14 protein-coding genes are annotated in these 16,637 nt (G+C 74.6%); 6 read left to right on the top strand and 8 right to left on the bottom strand.

The genetic code is table 11. The features are described 5' to 3' along the window. Positions 1-318 precede the first annotated feature (318 nt). Together ACFW48_RS02560 and ACFW48_RS02555 are read left to right on the top strand one after the other, a co-directional pair. A complete protein-coding gene (locus ACFW48_RS02560; protein WP_386309694.1) occupies positions 319-1,893 on the top strand; it encodes a von Willebrand factor type A domain-containing protein in 1,575 nt (524 codons plus the stop codon). A 101-nt stretch (positions 1,894-1,994) separates the two neighbouring features. Then, positions 1,995-3,920 carry an AMP-dependent synthetase/ligase gene (locus ACFW48_RS02555; protein ID WP_386309692.1) on the top strand — a complete coding sequence of 642 codons (1,926 nt, stop codon included), beginning with the start codon at positions 1,995-1,997 and terminating at the stop codon, positions 3,918-3,920. 67 nt (positions 3,921-3,987) lie between these two features. On the opposite strand, the gene rdlB is transcribed toward ACFW48_RS02555, so the two are convergent. Next, positions 3,988-4,371 (bottom strand): rodlin RdlB, encoded by a 384-nt coding sequence (rdlB, locus tag ACFW48_RS02550; protein ID WP_386309690.1) that lies wholly within the window; start codon positions 4,369-4,371, stop codon positions 3,988-3,990. 261 nt (positions 4,372-4,632) lie between these two features. Between rdlB and rdlA the strand changes: the two genes are divergently transcribed. The 3 genes from rdlA (at position 4,633) to ACFW48_RS02535 (ending at position 6,468) form a co-directional block, all read left to right on the top strand. Then, entirely contained in the window at positions 4,633-5,016 is a 384-nt protein-coding gene (rdlA, locus tag ACFW48_RS02545) for a rodlin RdlA (protein ID WP_386309689.1), read from the top strand. A 289-nt stretch (positions 5,017-5,305) separates the two neighbouring features. Continuing rightward, positions 5,306-5,533 (top strand): chaplin ChpD, encoded by a 228-nt coding sequence (gene chpD, locus ACFW48_RS02540; protein ID WP_386310247.1) that lies wholly within the window; start codon positions 5,306-5,308, stop codon positions 5,531-5,533. Positions 5,534-5,685: 152 nt separating this feature from the next. Further along, the gene (locus ACFW48_RS02535) at positions 5,686-6,468 is read left to right on the top strand and encodes a chaplin (RefSeq protein ID WP_386310246.1); all 783 of its coding nucleotides are present in this window, start codon (positions 5,686-5,688) and stop codon (positions 6,466-6,468) included. 403 nt (positions 6,469-6,871) lie between these two features. Here the strand turns inward: ACFW48_RS02535 and ACFW48_RS02530 are convergent, their stop codons facing one another. Next, entirely contained in the window at positions 6,872-8,161 is a 1,290-nt protein-coding gene (locus tag ACFW48_RS02530) for an ATP-grasp domain-containing protein (protein ID WP_386309688.1), read from the bottom strand. Between the two features lie 145 nt (positions 8,162-8,306). Between ACFW48_RS02530 and ACFW48_RS02525 the strand changes: the two genes are divergently transcribed. Further along, positions 8,307-9,539, top strand: coding sequence for a glycoside hydrolase family 26 protein (locus ACFW48_RS02525; RefSeq protein WP_386309686.1), 1,233 nt, complete (start codon positions 8,307-8,309; stop codon positions 9,537-9,539). A 58-nt stretch (positions 9,540-9,597) separates the two neighbouring features. Here ACFW48_RS02525 and ACFW48_RS02520 read toward each other — a convergent pair whose 3' ends face one another. Genes ACFW48_RS02520 through ACFW48_RS02495 form a run of 6 tightly spaced genes read right to left on the bottom strand, consistent with a single transcriptional unit; the run spans position 9,598 to position 16,634 of the window. Continuing rightward, positions 9,598-10,731 (bottom strand): GNAT family N-acetyltransferase, encoded by a 1,134-nt coding sequence (locus tag ACFW48_RS02520; protein ID WP_386309685.1) that lies wholly within the window; start codon positions 10,729-10,731, stop codon positions 9,598-9,600. Next, entirely contained in the window at positions 10,728-11,447 is a 720-nt protein-coding gene (locus tag ACFW48_RS02515) for a lipopolysaccharide biosynthesis protein (RefSeq protein WP_386309683.1), read from the bottom strand. The genes ACFW48_RS02520 and ACFW48_RS02515 overlap by 4 nt, the downstream gene beginning before the upstream one ends. Then, positions 11,444-12,604 carry a glycosyltransferase gene (locus ACFW48_RS02510; RefSeq protein ID WP_386309680.1) on the bottom strand — a complete coding sequence of 387 codons (1,161 nt, stop codon included), beginning with the start codon at positions 12,602-12,604 and terminating at the stop codon, positions 11,444-11,446. The genes ACFW48_RS02515 and ACFW48_RS02510 overlap by 4 nt, the downstream gene beginning before the upstream one ends. 19 nt (positions 12,605-12,623) lie before the next feature. Next, a complete protein-coding gene (locus tag ACFW48_RS02505) occupies positions 12,624-13,313 on the bottom strand; it encodes a polysaccharide deacetylase family protein (RefSeq protein WP_386310244.1) in 690 nt (229 codons plus the stop codon). Positions 13,314-13,368: 55 nt separating this feature from the next. Continuing rightward, positions 13,369-15,108 carry a murein biosynthesis integral membrane protein MurJ gene (gene murJ, locus ACFW48_RS02500; RefSeq protein WP_386309677.1) on the bottom strand — a complete coding sequence of 580 codons (1,740 nt, stop codon included), beginning with the start codon at positions 15,106-15,108 and terminating at the stop codon, positions 13,369-13,371. Continuing rightward, complete coding sequence (locus tag ACFW48_RS02495; protein WP_386309675.1) at positions 15,105-16,634, bottom strand: O-antigen ligase family protein; 1,530 nt, start codon at positions 16,632-16,634, stop codon at positions 15,105-15,107. Before ACFW48_RS02495 ends, murJ begins: the two co-directional genes overlap by 4 nt. Between the last annotated feature and the right edge of the window lie 3 nt (positions 16,635-16,637).

Below are 16,637 nucleotides of genomic sequence, written 5' to 3'. Positions count from 1 at the left end.
TGGCCGGCACGCCCCCGCTCACCTGCGCTGACGAGGCGCCGTCGCTTTCCTGCGACCTGATCCCCCGGACAGGCCCTGGGAAGCGAGGTCCGGGCAGGTCGTCGAGGGGACCGGTGCCCGGCCCCCTCGGCCCTCCCATCGGTCCCGTCCCGTCGCGGAGACTTCGCCCGGGTCACCGGAGGATCACCCACCGGTCTCGACGGCCCGCCGCCGTGCCCACTTCGAGACGCACCCGTAACGCCCCGTGCCGCACGTTCCGCCCCGCCGCGCCGTCACAGTCACGTACACCGGCGTCAACGGAACCAGGGGGCACGGAAGATGAAGCGGTACCGGACACGAAGGCCGATCGGCGCGCTGCTCGCGCTCACGGCGGCGGGCGGCCTGCTGCTCACCGGCTGCGGGGGCGGGGGCGACGCGGAACACGGGACGAAGGAGTCCGCGACCGACTCCCGGGGCGGCTCGGCCCCGATGCCCGCGCCCGACCGCCCCAGGGGCGAGGGCGAACAGCGCTACGACGGCGGCACGGCGACCGGGGAAGCCGGGGAGACCGAGGACTCCCGCGAGATCGCCCCGGATCCCGACTACCTCTCCACCTTCGCCCTCGACGTCGACACCGCCTCCTACGGCTACGCCCGCCGCACCCTCTCCGAGGGCCGGCTGCCCGACCCGTCGACGGTCCGGCCCGAGGAATTCGTCAACAGCTTCCGCCAGGACTACGACCGCCCCGACGGCGACGGTTTCACGGTCACCGTGGACGGCGCCCGCACCGACGAGGAGGACTGGTCGCTGGTCCGCGTCGGCCTGGCCACGCGGGGCGCCGAGCAGGAGGGCGAACGCCCGCCCGCCGCCCTGACGTTCGTCATCGACATCTCCGGCTCCATGGCCGAGCCCGGCCGGCTCGACCTCGCCAAGGAGTCCCTCGGCACGATGACCGACCGCCTGCGCGACGACGACTCGGTCGCGCTCGTCACCTTCAGCGACGAGGCCGAGACCGTCCTGCCGATGACCCGGCTCGGCGACCGCCGCGGCCGGGTCCACGACGCCATCGACAGCCTGGAGCCGACCGACTCCACCAACCTCGGCGCGGGCGTCGAGACCGGCTACGACACCGCCGTCGAAGGCCGCCGCGAAGACGCCACCAACCGCGTCGTCCTCGTCTCCGACGCCCTCGCCAACACCGGAGACACCGACGCGGACGCCATCCTCGAACGCATCGCGGACGCCCGCCGCGAGCACGGCATCACCCTCTTCGGCGTCGGTGTCGGCAGCGACTACGGCGACGCCCTGATGGAACGCCTCGCCGACAAGGGCGACGGCCACACCGCGTACGTGTCGGACACCGAGGACGCCCGCGAGGTCTTCTGCGAGCAACTCCCGCGCCACATCGAGCTGACCGCCCGCGACGCCAAGGCCCAGGTCGCCTTCGACCCCGAGACGGTCGCCGAGTTCCGTCTCGTCGGCTACGACAACCGCCAGGTCGCCGACGACGACTTCCGCGACGACCGCGTCGACGGCGGCGAGGTCGGCCCCGGCCACACGGTCACCGCCCTGTACGCCGTCCGCACCCGGCCCGGCGCCGACGGCCACCTCGCCACGGCCACCGTCCGCTGGCTCGACCCCCGCACCCGCGCCCCGCACGAGGAGACCGGCGACGTGGAGACCGGCGCCCTCGCCGACTCGGTCTGGGGCGCGGACCGCGGCCTGCGGGTCACGGCGACGGCCGCCTACCTCGCCGACGCGCTGCGCGCCCCGTACGACGGCGACGGCGCCCTGCCCGGCGCACCGCGCCTCGGCGAACTCGCCGAACGTGCCGACGCGCTGGCCGACCGCACGGAGGACCCGGCCGTCGGGCAGCTCGCCGCGGCGGTCCGGCAGGCCGACCGGCTGACCTGAGCCGCACCCCGTTGACCCTTTACGCGCCAGTAAGTTTACTCTCAAGTAAGTAACGGGAAGAGGCAGCGCAACACCACTCCGATCCGCGACCGGGAGCCGACATGGGCGTACGCAGGGACCTGAAACGGGCGAAACAGCGCGGCGACCTGGCGTCCCGCACCCGGACCGAGACCGTCCGGGACGCGGACGGCACCGTCCGCGAGGCCCGCACCGCGCCCCTCGCGCCCCGCCCCACCACCGGCAGCACCGCCGACATCCCGTTCACCAACGCGGCCGAGGCCCCCGACGCGGTGGTCCTGCGCCGCGAGGTGAACGGCGTCTGGCGGCCCGTCACGGCGGCGGAGTTCGCCCGCGAGGTGACCGCCGTGGCCAAGGGCCTGATCGCCGCCGGCCTGGAACCCGGCGGCCGGGTCGCCGTCATGTCCCGCACCCGCTACGAGTGGACGGTCCTGGACTTCGCGATCTGGGCGGCCGGCGGCCAGACCGTCCCCGTCTACGCCACCTCCTCCGCCGACCAGGTCGAATGGATCGTCCGCGACTCCGGCGCCCGGCACGTGGTCACCGAGACCGCCGCGAACACCGCCACCGTCGTCTCCGGCACCGCCGGCCACCCCGAGGGCCCGCGCGCCTGGGAACTCGACGCCGGCGCGCTCGCCGACCTCACCGCCCTCGGCAGGGGCGTGAGCGACGAGGAGGTCACCAAGCGCCGCACCGCTCTGACCCCGGACACGGTGGCGACGGTCTGCTACACCTCCGGCACCACCGGACGCCCCAAGGGCTGCGTCCTCACCCACGCCAACCTGCACGCCGAGGCCGCCAACACGGTCGAGCTGCTGCACCCGATCTTCAAGGAGGTCACCGGCCAGACCGCCTCGACCCTCCTCTTCCTGCCCCTCGCCCACATCCTCGGCCGCACCATCCAGATCGCCTGCCTGCTGGCCCGCATCGAGATCGGCCACTTCCCGAGCATCAAGCCCGACGAGCTGCGCCCCGCGCTGAAGACGTTCCGCCCGACCTTCCTGGTCGGTGTCCCGTACCTCTTCGAGAAGATCCACGACACGGGCCGCGCGACCGCCGAGAAGATCGGCCGCGGCGCCTCCTTCGACCGCGCCCACCACCTCGCCGTCCGCTTCGGCGCCGCCCACCTGGGGCGTTTCCTCGGCCGTGGCAAGGGCCCCGGGCCCGCCCTGTGGGCCGGCTGGGCCCTGTACGACCTGCTGGTCTACCGCAGGGTCCGGGCGGAACTGGGCGGCCGGATGCGCTACGCCATCAGCGGCGGCTCTCCGCTCGACCACGACCTCAACCTGTTCTTCTACGCCGCCGGAATCATGGTCTACGAGGGCTACGGCCTGACCGAGACCACCGCCGCCGCCGCCATCGTCCCGCCCCTGGGACCCCGCCCCGGCACCGTCGGCCCCCCGGTCCCCGGCACGGCCGTGCGCATCGCCGACGACGGCGAGGTGCTCATCAAGGGCGGGATCGTCTTCGGGGCCTACCGGAACAACCCGGAGGCCACCGACGCCGTCCTCACCGACGGCTGGTTCGCCACCGGCGACCTCGGCTCCCTGGACGCCGACGGCTACCTCACCATCACCGGCCGCAAGAAGGACCTCCTGGTCACCTCCGGCGGCAAGAACGTCTCCCCGGCCGTCCTGGAGGACCGCCTGCGCAGCCGCCCGCCCGTCGCCCAGTGCCTCGTCGTCGGCGACAACCGCCCCTTCGTCGCCGCCCTGGTCACCCTCGACCCGGACGCCGTCGCCCACTGGCTGTCGGTCCGGGGGCTGCCCGCCGACACCCCGATGTCCGAGGTCGTACGGGACGAGCGGATCCGCGCCGACGTCCAGAAGGCGGTCGACCACGCCAACGCGGCCGTCTCCCGGGCCGAGTCCATCCGCGCCTTCCGGCTCGTCGAGGGCGAGTTCACCGAGGAGAACGGGCTGCTGACCCCGTCGCTGAAGGTGAAACGGCACGCGGCGGTGGCGGCGTACGCGGACGAGATCGAGGCGCTGTACGCGGCCGGGCGCTGACGGCGCGGCGGCACAGCAAAAGGGGCGGTCCGCCGATGCGCTCGGGCGGACCGCCCCTTCGCCGTCGTCAGCCCTCGCCGTTGGCCGACAGGATCGACACGTCCTCCAGGAGGTGTGCCAGCGCGCCGTCGCGCTTGGCCTGGGTCGAGTTCTCCGCACACTGCTGGGTCAGGTCGTCCGACAGGATCGGCACGTCCTGGATGGCGAGCAGGCCGATCGGAATGTCATCCACCGCGATGCAGGGCTTGTTGAACGAGCCCTGGATGAGCGCCATCTGAGGACTCATGCTGCCGTGGGTCGCAGAGTTGCCGAAGTACTGCGACGCGCCGTTTCCGTTCGCGGAGACGGGCCCGCTGTCGTCGCCGATCGCCATCGCCTGGGGGGCCGCGGCAGCGGAGGCGCCCATGACGGAGGCGGCGATCGCCGCGTAGGCAACTACCTTCTTGATCACTGGCAAGTCCTTTCTGAGGAAACCCCGTCCACCGGAGCGGTCTGGTCAACTCTGCGGGCGCAGTCTGGTTTCTCCCGTTCACCCGGTCGGCCCACGACGGGAAATGTGTGCGGGTCCGCGGCACCGGACGATTTCCCGTGGATTCTCCTGGGCTTTTGAGTTCCCTTGCGGGCCAACCGGGTGAACGCCCGCAACCAATCATGTCGTACCGGGTTGATGAGGCCGTAGGACAGTGCGTCGCTACGACGAAAGGAACGCGAAGTGCTCAAGAAGGCAATGGTCGCCGCGGCGGCTGCCGCTTCTGTGATCGGCATGTCGGCTGCCGCCGCTCCCCAGGCGCTTGCCATCGGGGACGACAACGGGCCGGCCGTGGCCAACGGCAACGGCGCCTCGTCGTCGTTCGGCAACTCGGCGACCGACGGCGACATGAGCCCGCAGCTGTCGCTGGTCCAGGGCACGCTGAACAAGCCGTGCCTCGGTTTGGAGGACATCAACATCGGTGTCATCGCCATCCAGGACGTGCCGATCCTCTCGGACGACCTGGCTCAGCAGTGCGCGGACAACTCCACGCAGGCCAAGCGGGACGGTGCGATCTCGCACGTCCTGGAGGACCTGGCGGTGCTGTCGGCGAACGGCGAGGGCTGAGCCCCATCCCGCCCAGCCCGGGCGGCCCGCTGACTTCCCCGTGGGCCGCCCGGTCACATCCGGTCCGGGTTTTTCGCCGGGCGAGCGGAATGACGTCGTCGCTCTCCTGGAGGTACGGCCGTACCAGATCGTGAGGCATACGAGTGAATTTCTCGGGCTCCCACGTTCGGGAGTTTCCCCGGCCGTCAATTCCTCGTTTGCAGGCTGCAGGTCATGGTGCGAGCCGTCAAGGCTGTGCTCGCGCGGTTTCGGCCGTCATTCAGGCATGACCGCAGAGAAGGGAAACTTCATGAAGAAGAGCGCTGCTGTCGTCGCGGGCGCCATCCTGGCCCTCGGCATGGCCACCCCGGCTTTCGCCGACGCGGACGCCAAGGGTGCCGCCGTCGGCTCCCCGGGGGTCCTGTCGGGGAACGTCACCCAGGTTCCCGTGCACGTTCCTATCAACGTGTGCGGCAACACCGTGAACGTCGTTGGTCTGCTGAACCCGGCGTTCGGCAACGTGTGCGTGAACGACTGACGTCGTTCCGCACCAGCCGTCCGGCTGCGTCACCGGCCGGCCTTGGCCAACTCGTTTGGTTCAGGGCCGGCTTTTCCCCTTTCCGCAGCCGTTCTCCAGCCATCTCTACCAGCAGGAAGACAACCAGAGTGCGACAGACCTTGAGCAGGGGGATGGTCGCGGCAGCCGCCGCGTCGGGCATCCTTTCCCTGTGCGGCAGCCCCGCCCTTGCCGATTCGCATGCGGACGGAGCCGCCAAGAACTCGCCGGGCGTCGCGTCCGGCAACGCCGTCCAGGTGCCGGTCGACGTGCCGGTGAACGCCTGCGGCAACACCGTCGACGTGGTCGCCGCGCTGAACCCCGCCTTCGGCAACGAGTGCGAGAACAGCTCCGACGAGCAGACCGGCGGCTCCGTGAAGCACGGCGCGCCCCACGGCGACGCCGGTACGGACCAGGACGGCGGGTACGGCGGAGAGTACGGCGAGGACGTCCGCGTCCCGTCCGGTGCCTCCGCGGACGGCGCGGCCGTGGGCTCGCCCGGTGTCGGCTCCGGCAACGACGCGCAGGTGCCGATCGACGTGCCGGTGAACCTCTGCGGCAACACCGTCGACGTGATCGCCGCGCTCAACCCGGTCTTCGGCAACTCCTGCGACAACCAGGCGGAGGAGCCCCCGGGCTACGGCGAGGAGGAGCCGCCGCCGCCCACGACGCCGCCGACCGACGAGGAGGAGCCGCCGCCCGGCGAGGAAGAGGAGCCCCCGCCGTCCGGCGAGGAGGAGACCCCGCCGCCCGCCGGCGAGAAGGAGACCCCGCCGACCCCGCACGTGGAGCAGCCTCCAGTCCTCGCGGAGACGGGCAGCGAGGCCACGTCCGCCGCCGTCGCGGCCGCCGGTGCCGCGCTGATCGCCGGCGGCGCGATCCTGTACCGCCGAGGCCGCGCCGCCTCCCGCCGCTGACCCCGGCCCCCGCCCGCCCCCGACGCCCCCGGTCGACCCCGCACGGTCGCCGGGGGCGTTGTGTTGCCCGGCGCCCGGGACGGTCGCTGCGCCAGGCGGAGGCGCCGGGCCTCGGGCGAGTGGCCCGCGGAGGCGTCGCGCCTCGGTGGGAGCGGCACATGGAGGCGTCGCGCCTCGGCCGAGTGGCCCGCGGAGGCGCCGGGCCTCGGCACGAGCGGCCCACCGAGGCGCCGAGCCCCGGTACGCGTTTCCCGCCGAGGCGTCGCGCTCTCCGCCGGGGCCGGGCGTGCTGCCGCTGCCGCCCCGAGCGGCCTGCGCGCCGATGTTCCGGCGCCCCGTCGGCCATCGCCCCGCGGGGTGCCGCCCTCCCGGCACCCCGCGCAGGCGCCGGGAGGGCGGCGCGTCAGTGGCTGCCCGCCCTGTCGTCGTCCGGGCGGTCGGAGCGGTCGGGGGAGGGGGCGGTCGCCTGGCGTACCACGCGGGCGCGGGCCGGTGCCCCGGCGCGCGGGCGGCCGTCCTTCCGGCGCAGGCGGTCCAGCAGCCGTGCGGTCACGTGGCGCCCCCACAGCGTCCACAGGGCCCGGCCGGGCGCCCGGTCGTCCGGGGCGTGCCAGGCCAGCTCGCGTCCGCCGGGCGCCGGACGCAGGGCGCTCAGCGGCGCGTAGTTCTCCACCACGAACGCCCGCCCCGGCTGCGGCGCCCCGTCCGGCAGCGTGCGGTGGGTCAGGTCCAGGTGCAGGGCGCGTACGACGTCCAGCCCGGCGGTGTCGGTGAACAGCCGGAACTGGGCGCCGGGACGCGGGTTGAAGTCGAGCAGGTGATAGCGGCCCGTCGTACCGCAGCGACGGAAGTCGAGGTCGAGGATGCCCCGGTAGCCCAGCTCGCCGGTGATCCGCTCGGCCAGGGCCTGCACCTGCGGGTTCGGCGTCCAGCGGCCGACCGCCGTCAGACCGGCGCCGCGCGGCCTGGCGCGCGTCTTGCGGCCGGGACCGCCCGCCCGCACCGCGCCCGAGCGGTCGGCGTACCCGTGGAAGAACCAGTCGCGGTCCGGTCCCGGCGGCAGGAACGCCTGGAGCAGCAGCCGGCTGCCCGCCTCCTCGGCCCGCCGGTACAGCTCACCGGCCTCCCGCGCCGAGCGCACCAGCACGGTGCTGCGCAGTCCGCCGCCCGGCGGCACCAGCCAGGGCCGGCTCCACTTCGCCACCACCGGCAGTCCCAGCCGCCAGGCGGCACGGGCGGCCTCGGCCGGGCCGTCCGGGACCAGGGTCTCGGGGTGCGGGACGCCCAGGGACGCGCACACGCCGGCCAGCTCCGCCTTGTCCGCCACGCGTTCGGGCAGCGCGCCCGGCAGGTCGGGCAGCAGGTACGCGGGCGCCAGTTCCGCCCGCATCCGCCCCACCGCGACGGCACACGCGTCGTCCATCGGGATCAGTACGGCGGGACGCGCGATCCGCGCGGCGACACGGCGCAGGACCACCGCGATGTCGGCGGGCGACGCCCCGGGCGGCGGCGGCGTGTGCAGCCGGCTCACGTAACGGGAGGCGCGGACCGGGCTCTGCGCGCAGTCGGCGACCACGTGTACGTCCACGCCCGCGCGGCCGAGCGAACGCACGGCACCCAGCGTTCCGTGGTGAAAGGGATTCCGGTCGGTCCGCAGCAGAACGGCGGGGACGCGGGTGTCGAACAGCGACACGGGAAACTTCCTTCGTATTCGATTCGGGTCACCGGTGCGGGCGATCGGCGCACTCGAAAGCCGTAGCGGCGGTGGCGTGATGGCATTTCATATGACTGAGTGTCAGTAAGCAGTAAAAAATTCAGGGCTAGGAAAGGAGCCGGTAATGGCCGTACGGCAGTCACGGGCCCGGTCCAGGCGGCCGGCTTGCGGCATCGCGGCGGTGGTCGCGGCGGCGGCGCTGCTGGCCGCGGGCCCCCAGGTCGCCGCCGGCGAACCGGTCCCGCCCGCACCGGCACCGCCCGCGCCGGCCTCCGCGGTCCCCGACCGGAAGCCCGGCGCCGCCCCCGCGTTCGGCGCGTACCTGGACTACGGCCCGCGCGGCGTGGCCCGGATGGCGCAGCTCAGCCACTGGCTGGGCGGCGCCGAACTGCGCGTCGGCCACACCTACCTGCCCGGCGACCTCTGGAGCAACATCGAGGGCGCCCCCGGCTTCCTCGACGTGTGGGCCGACTGGCGCACCCGCGAGGCCGACCGGATGTTCGTCCTCAACGTGCCCATGATGGAGCGCAACGAGGAGGGCGTCGACGACGACGAGGTCCGGAAACTGCTGCGCCAGGGCGCCGCCGGACGCTTCGACCACCACTACCGGGCCCTCGCCGAACGGCTGGTCGAACTGAACGTCCCGGACACGGTCCTCGTGCTCGGCTGGGAGATGAACGGCACCACGTACACCCATCGGTGCGGACCGGACCCGGAGGCCTGGAAGACGTACTGGAACAGGATCGTCACCACCATGCGCTCGGTGCCGGGCCAGAAGTTCCGGTTCGACTTCACCCCGAGCCGCGGCCGGGACGCGATTCCCTGGACCCAGTGCTATCCGGGGGACGCCACGGTCGACATCATCGGCATGGATTCGTACGACCAGCCACGCGGAATGGCGTTCGACGAACAGGTGAAGGAGCCGTACGGACTTCAGGCGCACGTGGATTTCGCCAAGGCCCACGGAAAGCCCATCTCCTATCCCGAATGGGGGCTCTTCCGCAACGGCGACAACGCCGAGTACATGCGGCGCATGCTCGCGTGGATGGACGAGCACGAACCCGTGTACAACACGCTCACCGACTACTGCCCGCACGGGGTGTGGCAGTGCGACGACAACCCCCGGTCCACCGCGGTCTACCGGTCCGTGCTCTTCGGCCGCACCGACGAGCCGGACCCCACGGTCCCGGAGCCGGCCACACCCACCGCGCCCACCGCACCGCCCGTGCCCGCGGTGCCGCCCACCGCGCCCCAGCCGTCGGCCGACTGCTCGCCGCTGGAGCTCGGCGACTGGGTCGAGTACTGGCTCGGCGGGAAGCTCTGCATGCGCCTCGACTGGTACTCGCGCGACAAGTAGCCGTCGGCGGGGGCGATGACGGAGGTGTCGGGGGTGACGGAGGTGGCGGCGGGGGCGGTCAGGTCCTGCCGCCACCGTCGCGCTCCTTCCGCTCCTTGCGCACTTGCCGGTGGTGCAGCAGTTCCTTGCCCCGCCGGCGTGCGGCGACGCCGCACAGGGTCGCCGACAGCAGCGGGGCCGTGTGCCGGCGGGCCAGCAGCAGCCGCTGGTTCGGCACCGGTTCCGGGCGCCAGTGGTGTTTGTACGCCTCGTCGCCCCGCAGCAGGCTCAGCGTGCCGCGCCCCGGGGCGCGGGCGTGCTCGGCGCACGCGTCCAGCAGCATCACCGCCACGTCCGCCTTCCGCTCCCGCAGCCGGGGGTGGGCGCCGTACAGATAGCCGCCCGCCAGCCGCCGCGACAGCAGCGTCACGTCCACGGCCACCACCTCGTCGTCCATCCGGAACTCGGTGACCACCGCGTCCCCGGAACGCACCATCGGGCCCACCGCCCGCACCAGGTGGTCGCGGAACCGCGTCCGCAGATGCTCGCCGGTCACCTTCCGCCCCTGCCACTGGAGCCGGTGCAGCTCCAGCAGCCGCCGCAGCGCGGCGTCCACCTCGTCCGGGAGGACGGTCCGGCTCTTGACGCCGAGCGCGTCCAGCCTGCGCAGCTGGGCGCGCACCCGCTGGCGGCCCTTGGCCGAGGGCAGCCGGGCGGCCAGTCCGTCCATGGGGAGGGCGGGCAGCTCCAGGCAGAGCGAGTCGGCCACCCGGCGCCGGGGGCCGCGCCAGCGGTCGTAGACCCGTTCGGCGGCGGCGCCCGGCCGTACCTCGCGCAGGTCGATCAGCGCGGTACGGGCCACCGCGGACAGGCCCTCGGTGAGCGCGGCGACCGCGTCCTCCCCGCGCTCGTCGTCCAGCAGGACGTCCCCGTAGTCGGAGATCGCCCCGCCCAGCGGCACCAGCGACGGCACCGGACGCCGTACGAGCGTCAGCGGCGCGGCGGCGACCAGTTCGCGGCCGTCGCGGGCCAGCAGCAGCCGCAGCCGGCCGCGCCCGCCGTACGACCGCCACCACGAGTGCAGCCAGGCGTGGCTCTGGAACGGGGTCGCGGCGGCGCACCGGCCGTACAGCCGCCCCCAGTCCGTGGTCAGCTCCGCGAAGGCGCGCTCGTCGGTGACCAGTTCGATCGTGTACGACGTCGGGTACGTCACAGCTGACCGCGGACGTCCGCCGCCGAGGCCGGTCCGGGCACGGCCGCCGTCGTGCGGCCGGGCTCCCGCGCGGCCAGGCGCGGACGGACCAGCAGCGCGAGACCGCCGAGCAGGCCGCCCGCGCTCGCGCCCACCAGCCCCGTCACGGCGGCCGAGGCCGAGGACGCCTCGGTGGGCTCGGTGGCGCGCGCGAACCGCCGCAGCTCTACGTGGGTGTCGTCGGCGGCGGCGTCCGCGTGCTGGGTGAGCGCGCGGGCGACCGCGTTGGCCATGTCGGCGGCCTGGTCCGGGTGCGCGGAGGTGGCCGTCACCGAGACCATCGGCGCGTCCGGCGAGGTCGCCGTGCGGACGCTCTCCTCCAGCGTCGCCACCGGCACGCCCGCCAGCATCTGCGCGTCCCCGAGTACCGCGAGCTGGGTGGCGACCCGGCCGTAGGCCTGCGCGAAGCCCAGCGCGGACGCCGGGTCGGACTTGTCGGCGGGGACGGCGACGACGTAACTGGTGGCCGTGTACTGCGGGGTGGCGACCAGGCCGTAGCCGGCGCCGAGCAGTCCGCCGGCGAGAACGCCGGCCGCGAGCGGGGACCAGGGCGGCAGGGAGCGGAGACGGCGCGGGACGCGGCGCAGGGCGTCGAGCGCGCGGCGGGGGCGGGCGGGCTGCTCGGTCTCGTTCGGCGCCGCGGGCTCGGCCGGGGACTGGGTGAGGGGCTCGGTCATGCGGAACTGACTCCCTGGGGTGCCGGGGGCAACGGGTGCGTGAGGGTGGTCGCGTACACGTCCATCAGCTGGGCGGCGCTGCGGGTGACGCAGTAGTGGCGGGCGGCCTCGGGGGCGATGCGCGGGCCGGGGCCCGGGCCCGCGGACGCGCGGACCTCGGCGAGGGCGCGGGCGAATTCCTCCTCGCCACCGGTGACCTGCCGGGCGGTGAGCGCGGCGGCCGGGGGCAGGTCCTCGATCGCCGGGCAGGAGGCGTAGAGCACCGGCAGCCCGGACGCGAGGCCCTCCACCACCGCCAGGCCGAAGGCCTCCTCCGGCGACGGCGAGGCGAGCACGTCCATCGCGGAGGCCAGGGACGGCAGGTCGGGACCGGGGGAACCGTCGGTCACGTAGGGGCGTTCGCCGGTGAGCAGGACGCGGTCGGCGACCCCGGCCTCGTGGGCGGTGCGGCGCAGGACGTGCACCTCGGGGCCGCCGCCGACCAGCAGCAGCCAGCAGTCCTCCGGGAGCCGGGCCAGGGCGCGGACCAGGACGTCGAACCGCTTGGCCGTGGTCAGCCGGCCCACGCCGCCGACGACGTACGCGCCCTGGGGCAGGCCGAGACGGCGGCGGGTGCGCAGTCGCGCGACGGGGTCGAAGCGGAAGCGGGCCAGGTCGACGCCGTTGGGGACGACCTCGATGCGGGGCGCGGGCACGCCCCAGCGCCGCAGCCGGTCGGCGACGGTGGGGGAGACGGCGACCGTGGCGCTGCCCAGCCGCTCCCCGGCGAGGTAGAGGGCGCGGACGCCGGGGGTGAGCGGGCGGCCCTCCATCTGGGAGTCGCCGAGGGAGTGTTCGGTGGCGACGACGGCGCGGACGCCGGCCAGGCGGGCGGCGATGCGGCCGTAGAGGCAGGCGCGGTAGAGGTGGGTGTGCACGAGGTCGTAGCCGCCGGTGCGGATGAGGCGGGTCAGGCGGGGCAGGGCGGCCAGGTCGCGGTTGCCGGTCATGCCGAGGTGGACGACGTTCACGCCGTCGGCCAGCAGTCCGTCGGCGACCGCGCCCGGGTTGGTGAGCGTCACGACGTCGCAGTCGACGGGGAGGTGGCGCAGGAGCAGCCGCAGTTGCTGTTCGGCGCCGCCGACGCCGAGGCCGGTGATGATGTGCAGGGCCTTCATGTCCTTCGTGCCCTTCCTGTCAGACCCCCGCCGCGGCACGGCGGCGCAGGCGGTGCAGCCGGGTCTTCAGCAGCAGGCGTACGGCCGTGTCCCGCTGCCCGACGTGCACGCGGGGCAGGGCGTGCGGGCCGGTCAGCGGGCCGGGGTCGATGGCGCAGGCGTAGCTGTAACCGGCGGCGCGTACTGCGTCGGCGGCGCGGGCGTCGACCGTGCCGTACGGGTAGCAGAACCCGGTCACCGGAGCACTGATCAACTCCGAGAGCAGTGCTCTGCTTTCGGCGGTCTCGGCCTTCAGCGCGACGTCGTCGGCCTTGGTCAGGTCAACGTGGGTGAGACCGTGCGAGCCGATCTCGACGCCCTCGGCGGCGGCGTGCCGGATGCCGTCGGCCGTGAGCAGCGGCTTGCGCGGGCCCAGCGGGTCCCACGCGTTGTCGCCGCCGAGCCGACCCGGCAGCACGAAGAGGGTGGCCCCGCAGTCCCAGCGGCGCAGGCACGGCAGCGCGTGCTCCACGAAGTCGGCGTACCCGTCGTCGAACGTCAGCCCCACCAGGTCGCGGCCAGCGCCCCGGGCCCGGGCGGCCAGCAGCTCGGCGACCGGCACACCGCGCAGCCCGCGCCGCCGCAGCCAGCCGAGCTGCGCGTCCAGCCGGTCGGGCGTGACCGTGATGCGGTACGGGTCGTCCGAGCGGTCGCCGACGGAGTGGTACATCGCCACCCAGGGGACGGTGCCGGGGCGCGTGCGGACGCCGGGGTGCGTGCGGACGTCAACGGGGTCTACGGGGCCTACGGGGTCGGGGTCCACGGAAGGGGAAACGGTCACGGAAGCGGATGCGGGAACGGAAGCCGAAGCGGCCATGCGGGAGCCTTCGTGTGACGGAGCGGACGAAATCGAGGGCCGGCGCGACGCCTTGGACGCGCAGGACCCGGCCGAGCAGGACGAAGACGCCGACGACGGTCACCACGCCGGCGGCGAGGGACACGGCCGGCACGGTGAACCGGGCCGCGACCGGCGCGCCCGCGACGGTCGCCCCGGCCGCCGCCAGCACCGGCCTGCCCAGGTCGCCCAGGACGCGCCGGACGCGGACCGGGACGCTGCGCGGACCCATCCCGGCGAGCAGCAGGGCGGCGGTGACGGTGATGCCGGCCGCGTTGGCGGCCGCGATGCCGGTCACTCCCCACGGGCCGACCGCCCACGCGCCGATACCGGCCGTGGCGGCGATGCCGACGGCCATCGCGGCGAGCGGGTACCAGCTGGCGCGGCCCGCCGAGAAGTAGGAGCGGGCCAGCGCGCCCACCACGGTCTGGCCGAGCAGTCCGAGCGCGTACACGCGCATGACGTCCGCGGTCGCCGCCGTGTCGGCCGCCGTGAAAGCGCCGCGCTGGAAGAGGAGTTCGATCATCCGCGGCGCACAGGCGACGACCGTGGCCGCGCCCAACAGCACCACACAGGCCGCCAGCGCCACGTCCCGCTCGACCCGGTCGCGGGCCCGTTCGATGTCGCCGTCGGCCATCGCCCGGGCCATCACCGGGAAGGTGACCGTGCACAGCATCAGCGACAGCGTCATCGGGATCTGGGCCACCTTCTGCGCGTAGTTCAGGTGCGAGATGGCGCCGGAGGGGAGCCCGGAGGCGAGGAACCGTTCGATGAGGACCTGCGACTGACGGCACAGGGCGAAGAGCAGCACGGTGCCGAACAGGGCGAGGGCCAGCGGACGCGCCTGGTCCCCGGTGCCCGCCGGCCGCTCGCCGCCGTCCCGGCGCCGCAACTGCCGCAGCAGCGAGGGCAGCTGCGCCGCCACCATCAGGAAGCCGCCCGCCGCGACCCCGACCGCCGCCGAGCGCACCCCCCAGCGCCCGCCGAGCACGAACATCGCGGTGATGATGCCGGTGTTGTAGGCGACGTAGATCGCCGCCGGCGCCAGGAACCGGCGGTGCGCCCGCAGGGCGGCGCTGCAGTACCCGGCGAGTCCGAAGCTGACGACGCAGGTGGCGGTGAGCCGGGTGCAGTCCACGGCGAGGGCGTGGTCGGCCAGCCCCGGCGCCAGGGCCCGGACCAACTGCGGGGCGCATACGACGACGAGCGCGCCGACCGCGACGAAGGCCGGCGCCAGCCGGGGCAGGGTCGAGGCGACCAGTGCCCGGACCGGGTCGCCGGGGGCGCCCTGCGCGCGGCGGGCCAGGGCCAGGCTGAACATCGGGACCAGCGCGAAGGCCAGCCCGTCCTCGATCAGCAGCGTCGCCGCGAACTCCGGCACGGTCCACGCCACCAGGAAGGCGTCCGTCTCGCTGCCGGCCCCGAACAGCCGGGCGAGCGCCTGGTCCCGGGCCAGCCCGAGCACCGACCCGGCCACCGACAGCACGGCCGTGAGCAGCGCGGCCCGGGCGAGGAAGCCCCCGGAGGACCGGCCCTCGGCCGCCGCCCGGGTGTCCGCGTCCGGCGCGGCGGTCCGGGCCGACGGGACGGACGGGGACACCCGGGCGGCCCGGAAGGGCGTCACCTTCATCGCACCGGCACCTCCTCCGCACCGGGCCCGGGTCTGGGACCCGCCCCGTTCCCTGCCCCGGTGCCGTTCCCTGCCCCGGACCCGGACCCGGACCCGGACCCGGACCAGGCACCAGGCCCGGACCCGAGCCCGGACCCGGACCCGGACCAGGCACCAGGCCCGGACCCGAGCCCGGACCCAGGCCGGGACCAGGACCCAGACCTGGCCCCGCCCCCGCCCCCGCCCCGGTCCCCGCCCCCGAGCGCCCACCAGGCCGCCAGCCCGAAGCACACCGCCGTCAGCACGGTCGAGGGCCCGCCGATGTCGGCGTACGCGAAGTCGGTCAGCTGCCACACCAGCAGCCCGCAGGCGACCAGCGCGCAGTCCGTCCCGGACGCCGCACCGGAGCGCCGTACCGCCCGGAGCCTGCGCAGCCCCAGGACGAGCAGCGCCAGCCAGCTCCCCGCCAGCGCGATCAGCCCGATCAGCCCCTGCTCGGCCAGGATCAGCAGGTACATGTTGTGCGGGGACAGCAGCGGCTGCTTGCGGTACCCCGCGCCCGCGCCGTCGGTCTCGCTGCCCGACGACAGGGCCAGCGAGGCGTGCCCGTCCCGGTGTTCGGGAAAGCCCTTCAGGCCCACGCCGGTCAGCGGCCGCTCGCGCCACATGCCGGCCGCCGCCGCCCACATCGTGTAACGGTCGGTCACCGACTGGTCGGGCGAGCCGGTGACCCGCGTGATGCTGCCCACCCGCTCCTGGAGCATCGCCGTACCGGCCCCGAACCCGCCGACCAGCACCACGCCCGCCGCGACCACGGCCGCCCCCACCGTCAGCGCCCTGCGCGCCCCGGCGAGCAGCAGCTGGGCCGCGCACGTCACCGCCGTGGCGATCCACGCGCCACGGCTGAACGACAGGGCGAGCGGCAGCAGCAGGGCGATCGCGCACCCGGCCGCGAGAGCGCGCTGCCGGGCAGGGGCATGGCCCAGCGCCAGCCCGACCGCGCAGACCAGTCCGAGGGAGACGACGGTCGCCATCCCCATCACGTCCTGCGGCCCGAAGGTGCCCACGGCCCGGATCTGCTCGCCCTGGTAGGAGGCACCGGTCCCGGTGACGTACTGGTGCACGCCGACCGCCCCCTGCCACACCGCCAGCCCCGCCATCGACCAGGTGAGCAGCCGTACGTCGTCCCGGCCGCGGATCAGCAGCAGCACGGCGGCGGGGACGAGGACGAAGACCTGGAGGTAGCGGCCGAGCCCGGTGAGCCCGGCCCCCGGCGAGACCGCGCCCATGGCGGCGACGGCCAGTGGGAGCACGGGCAGGCCCAGCACCACGGCCGCCGTACGGGTCAGGGGGCGCCGCCGGTCCCGCACCAGGCGCAGGGCGCAGTACAGCACCACCAGCGCGGAGGCCGCGTCCGCCGGATGCGCCCCGCCCTCGCCGTCCCCCGCGGCCGGCAGGGCGAGCAGCGCGACGACCGCGACCACGGCCAGCACGGGCGGCAGGCGCCGTACGCGCGCGGTGGACCACAGGGGCGGGGTCTGGGCCACCTC

The sequence above is a fragment of the Streptomyces sp. NPDC058812 genome (assembly GCF_042744565.1).
Lineage (GTDB): Bacteria > Actinomycetota > Actinomycetes > Streptomycetales > Streptomycetaceae > Streptomyces > Streptomyces thinghirensis.
Note: the sequence above shows the minus strand (reverse complement) of the source record. Positions and strands in the feature narration are given on the sequence as shown.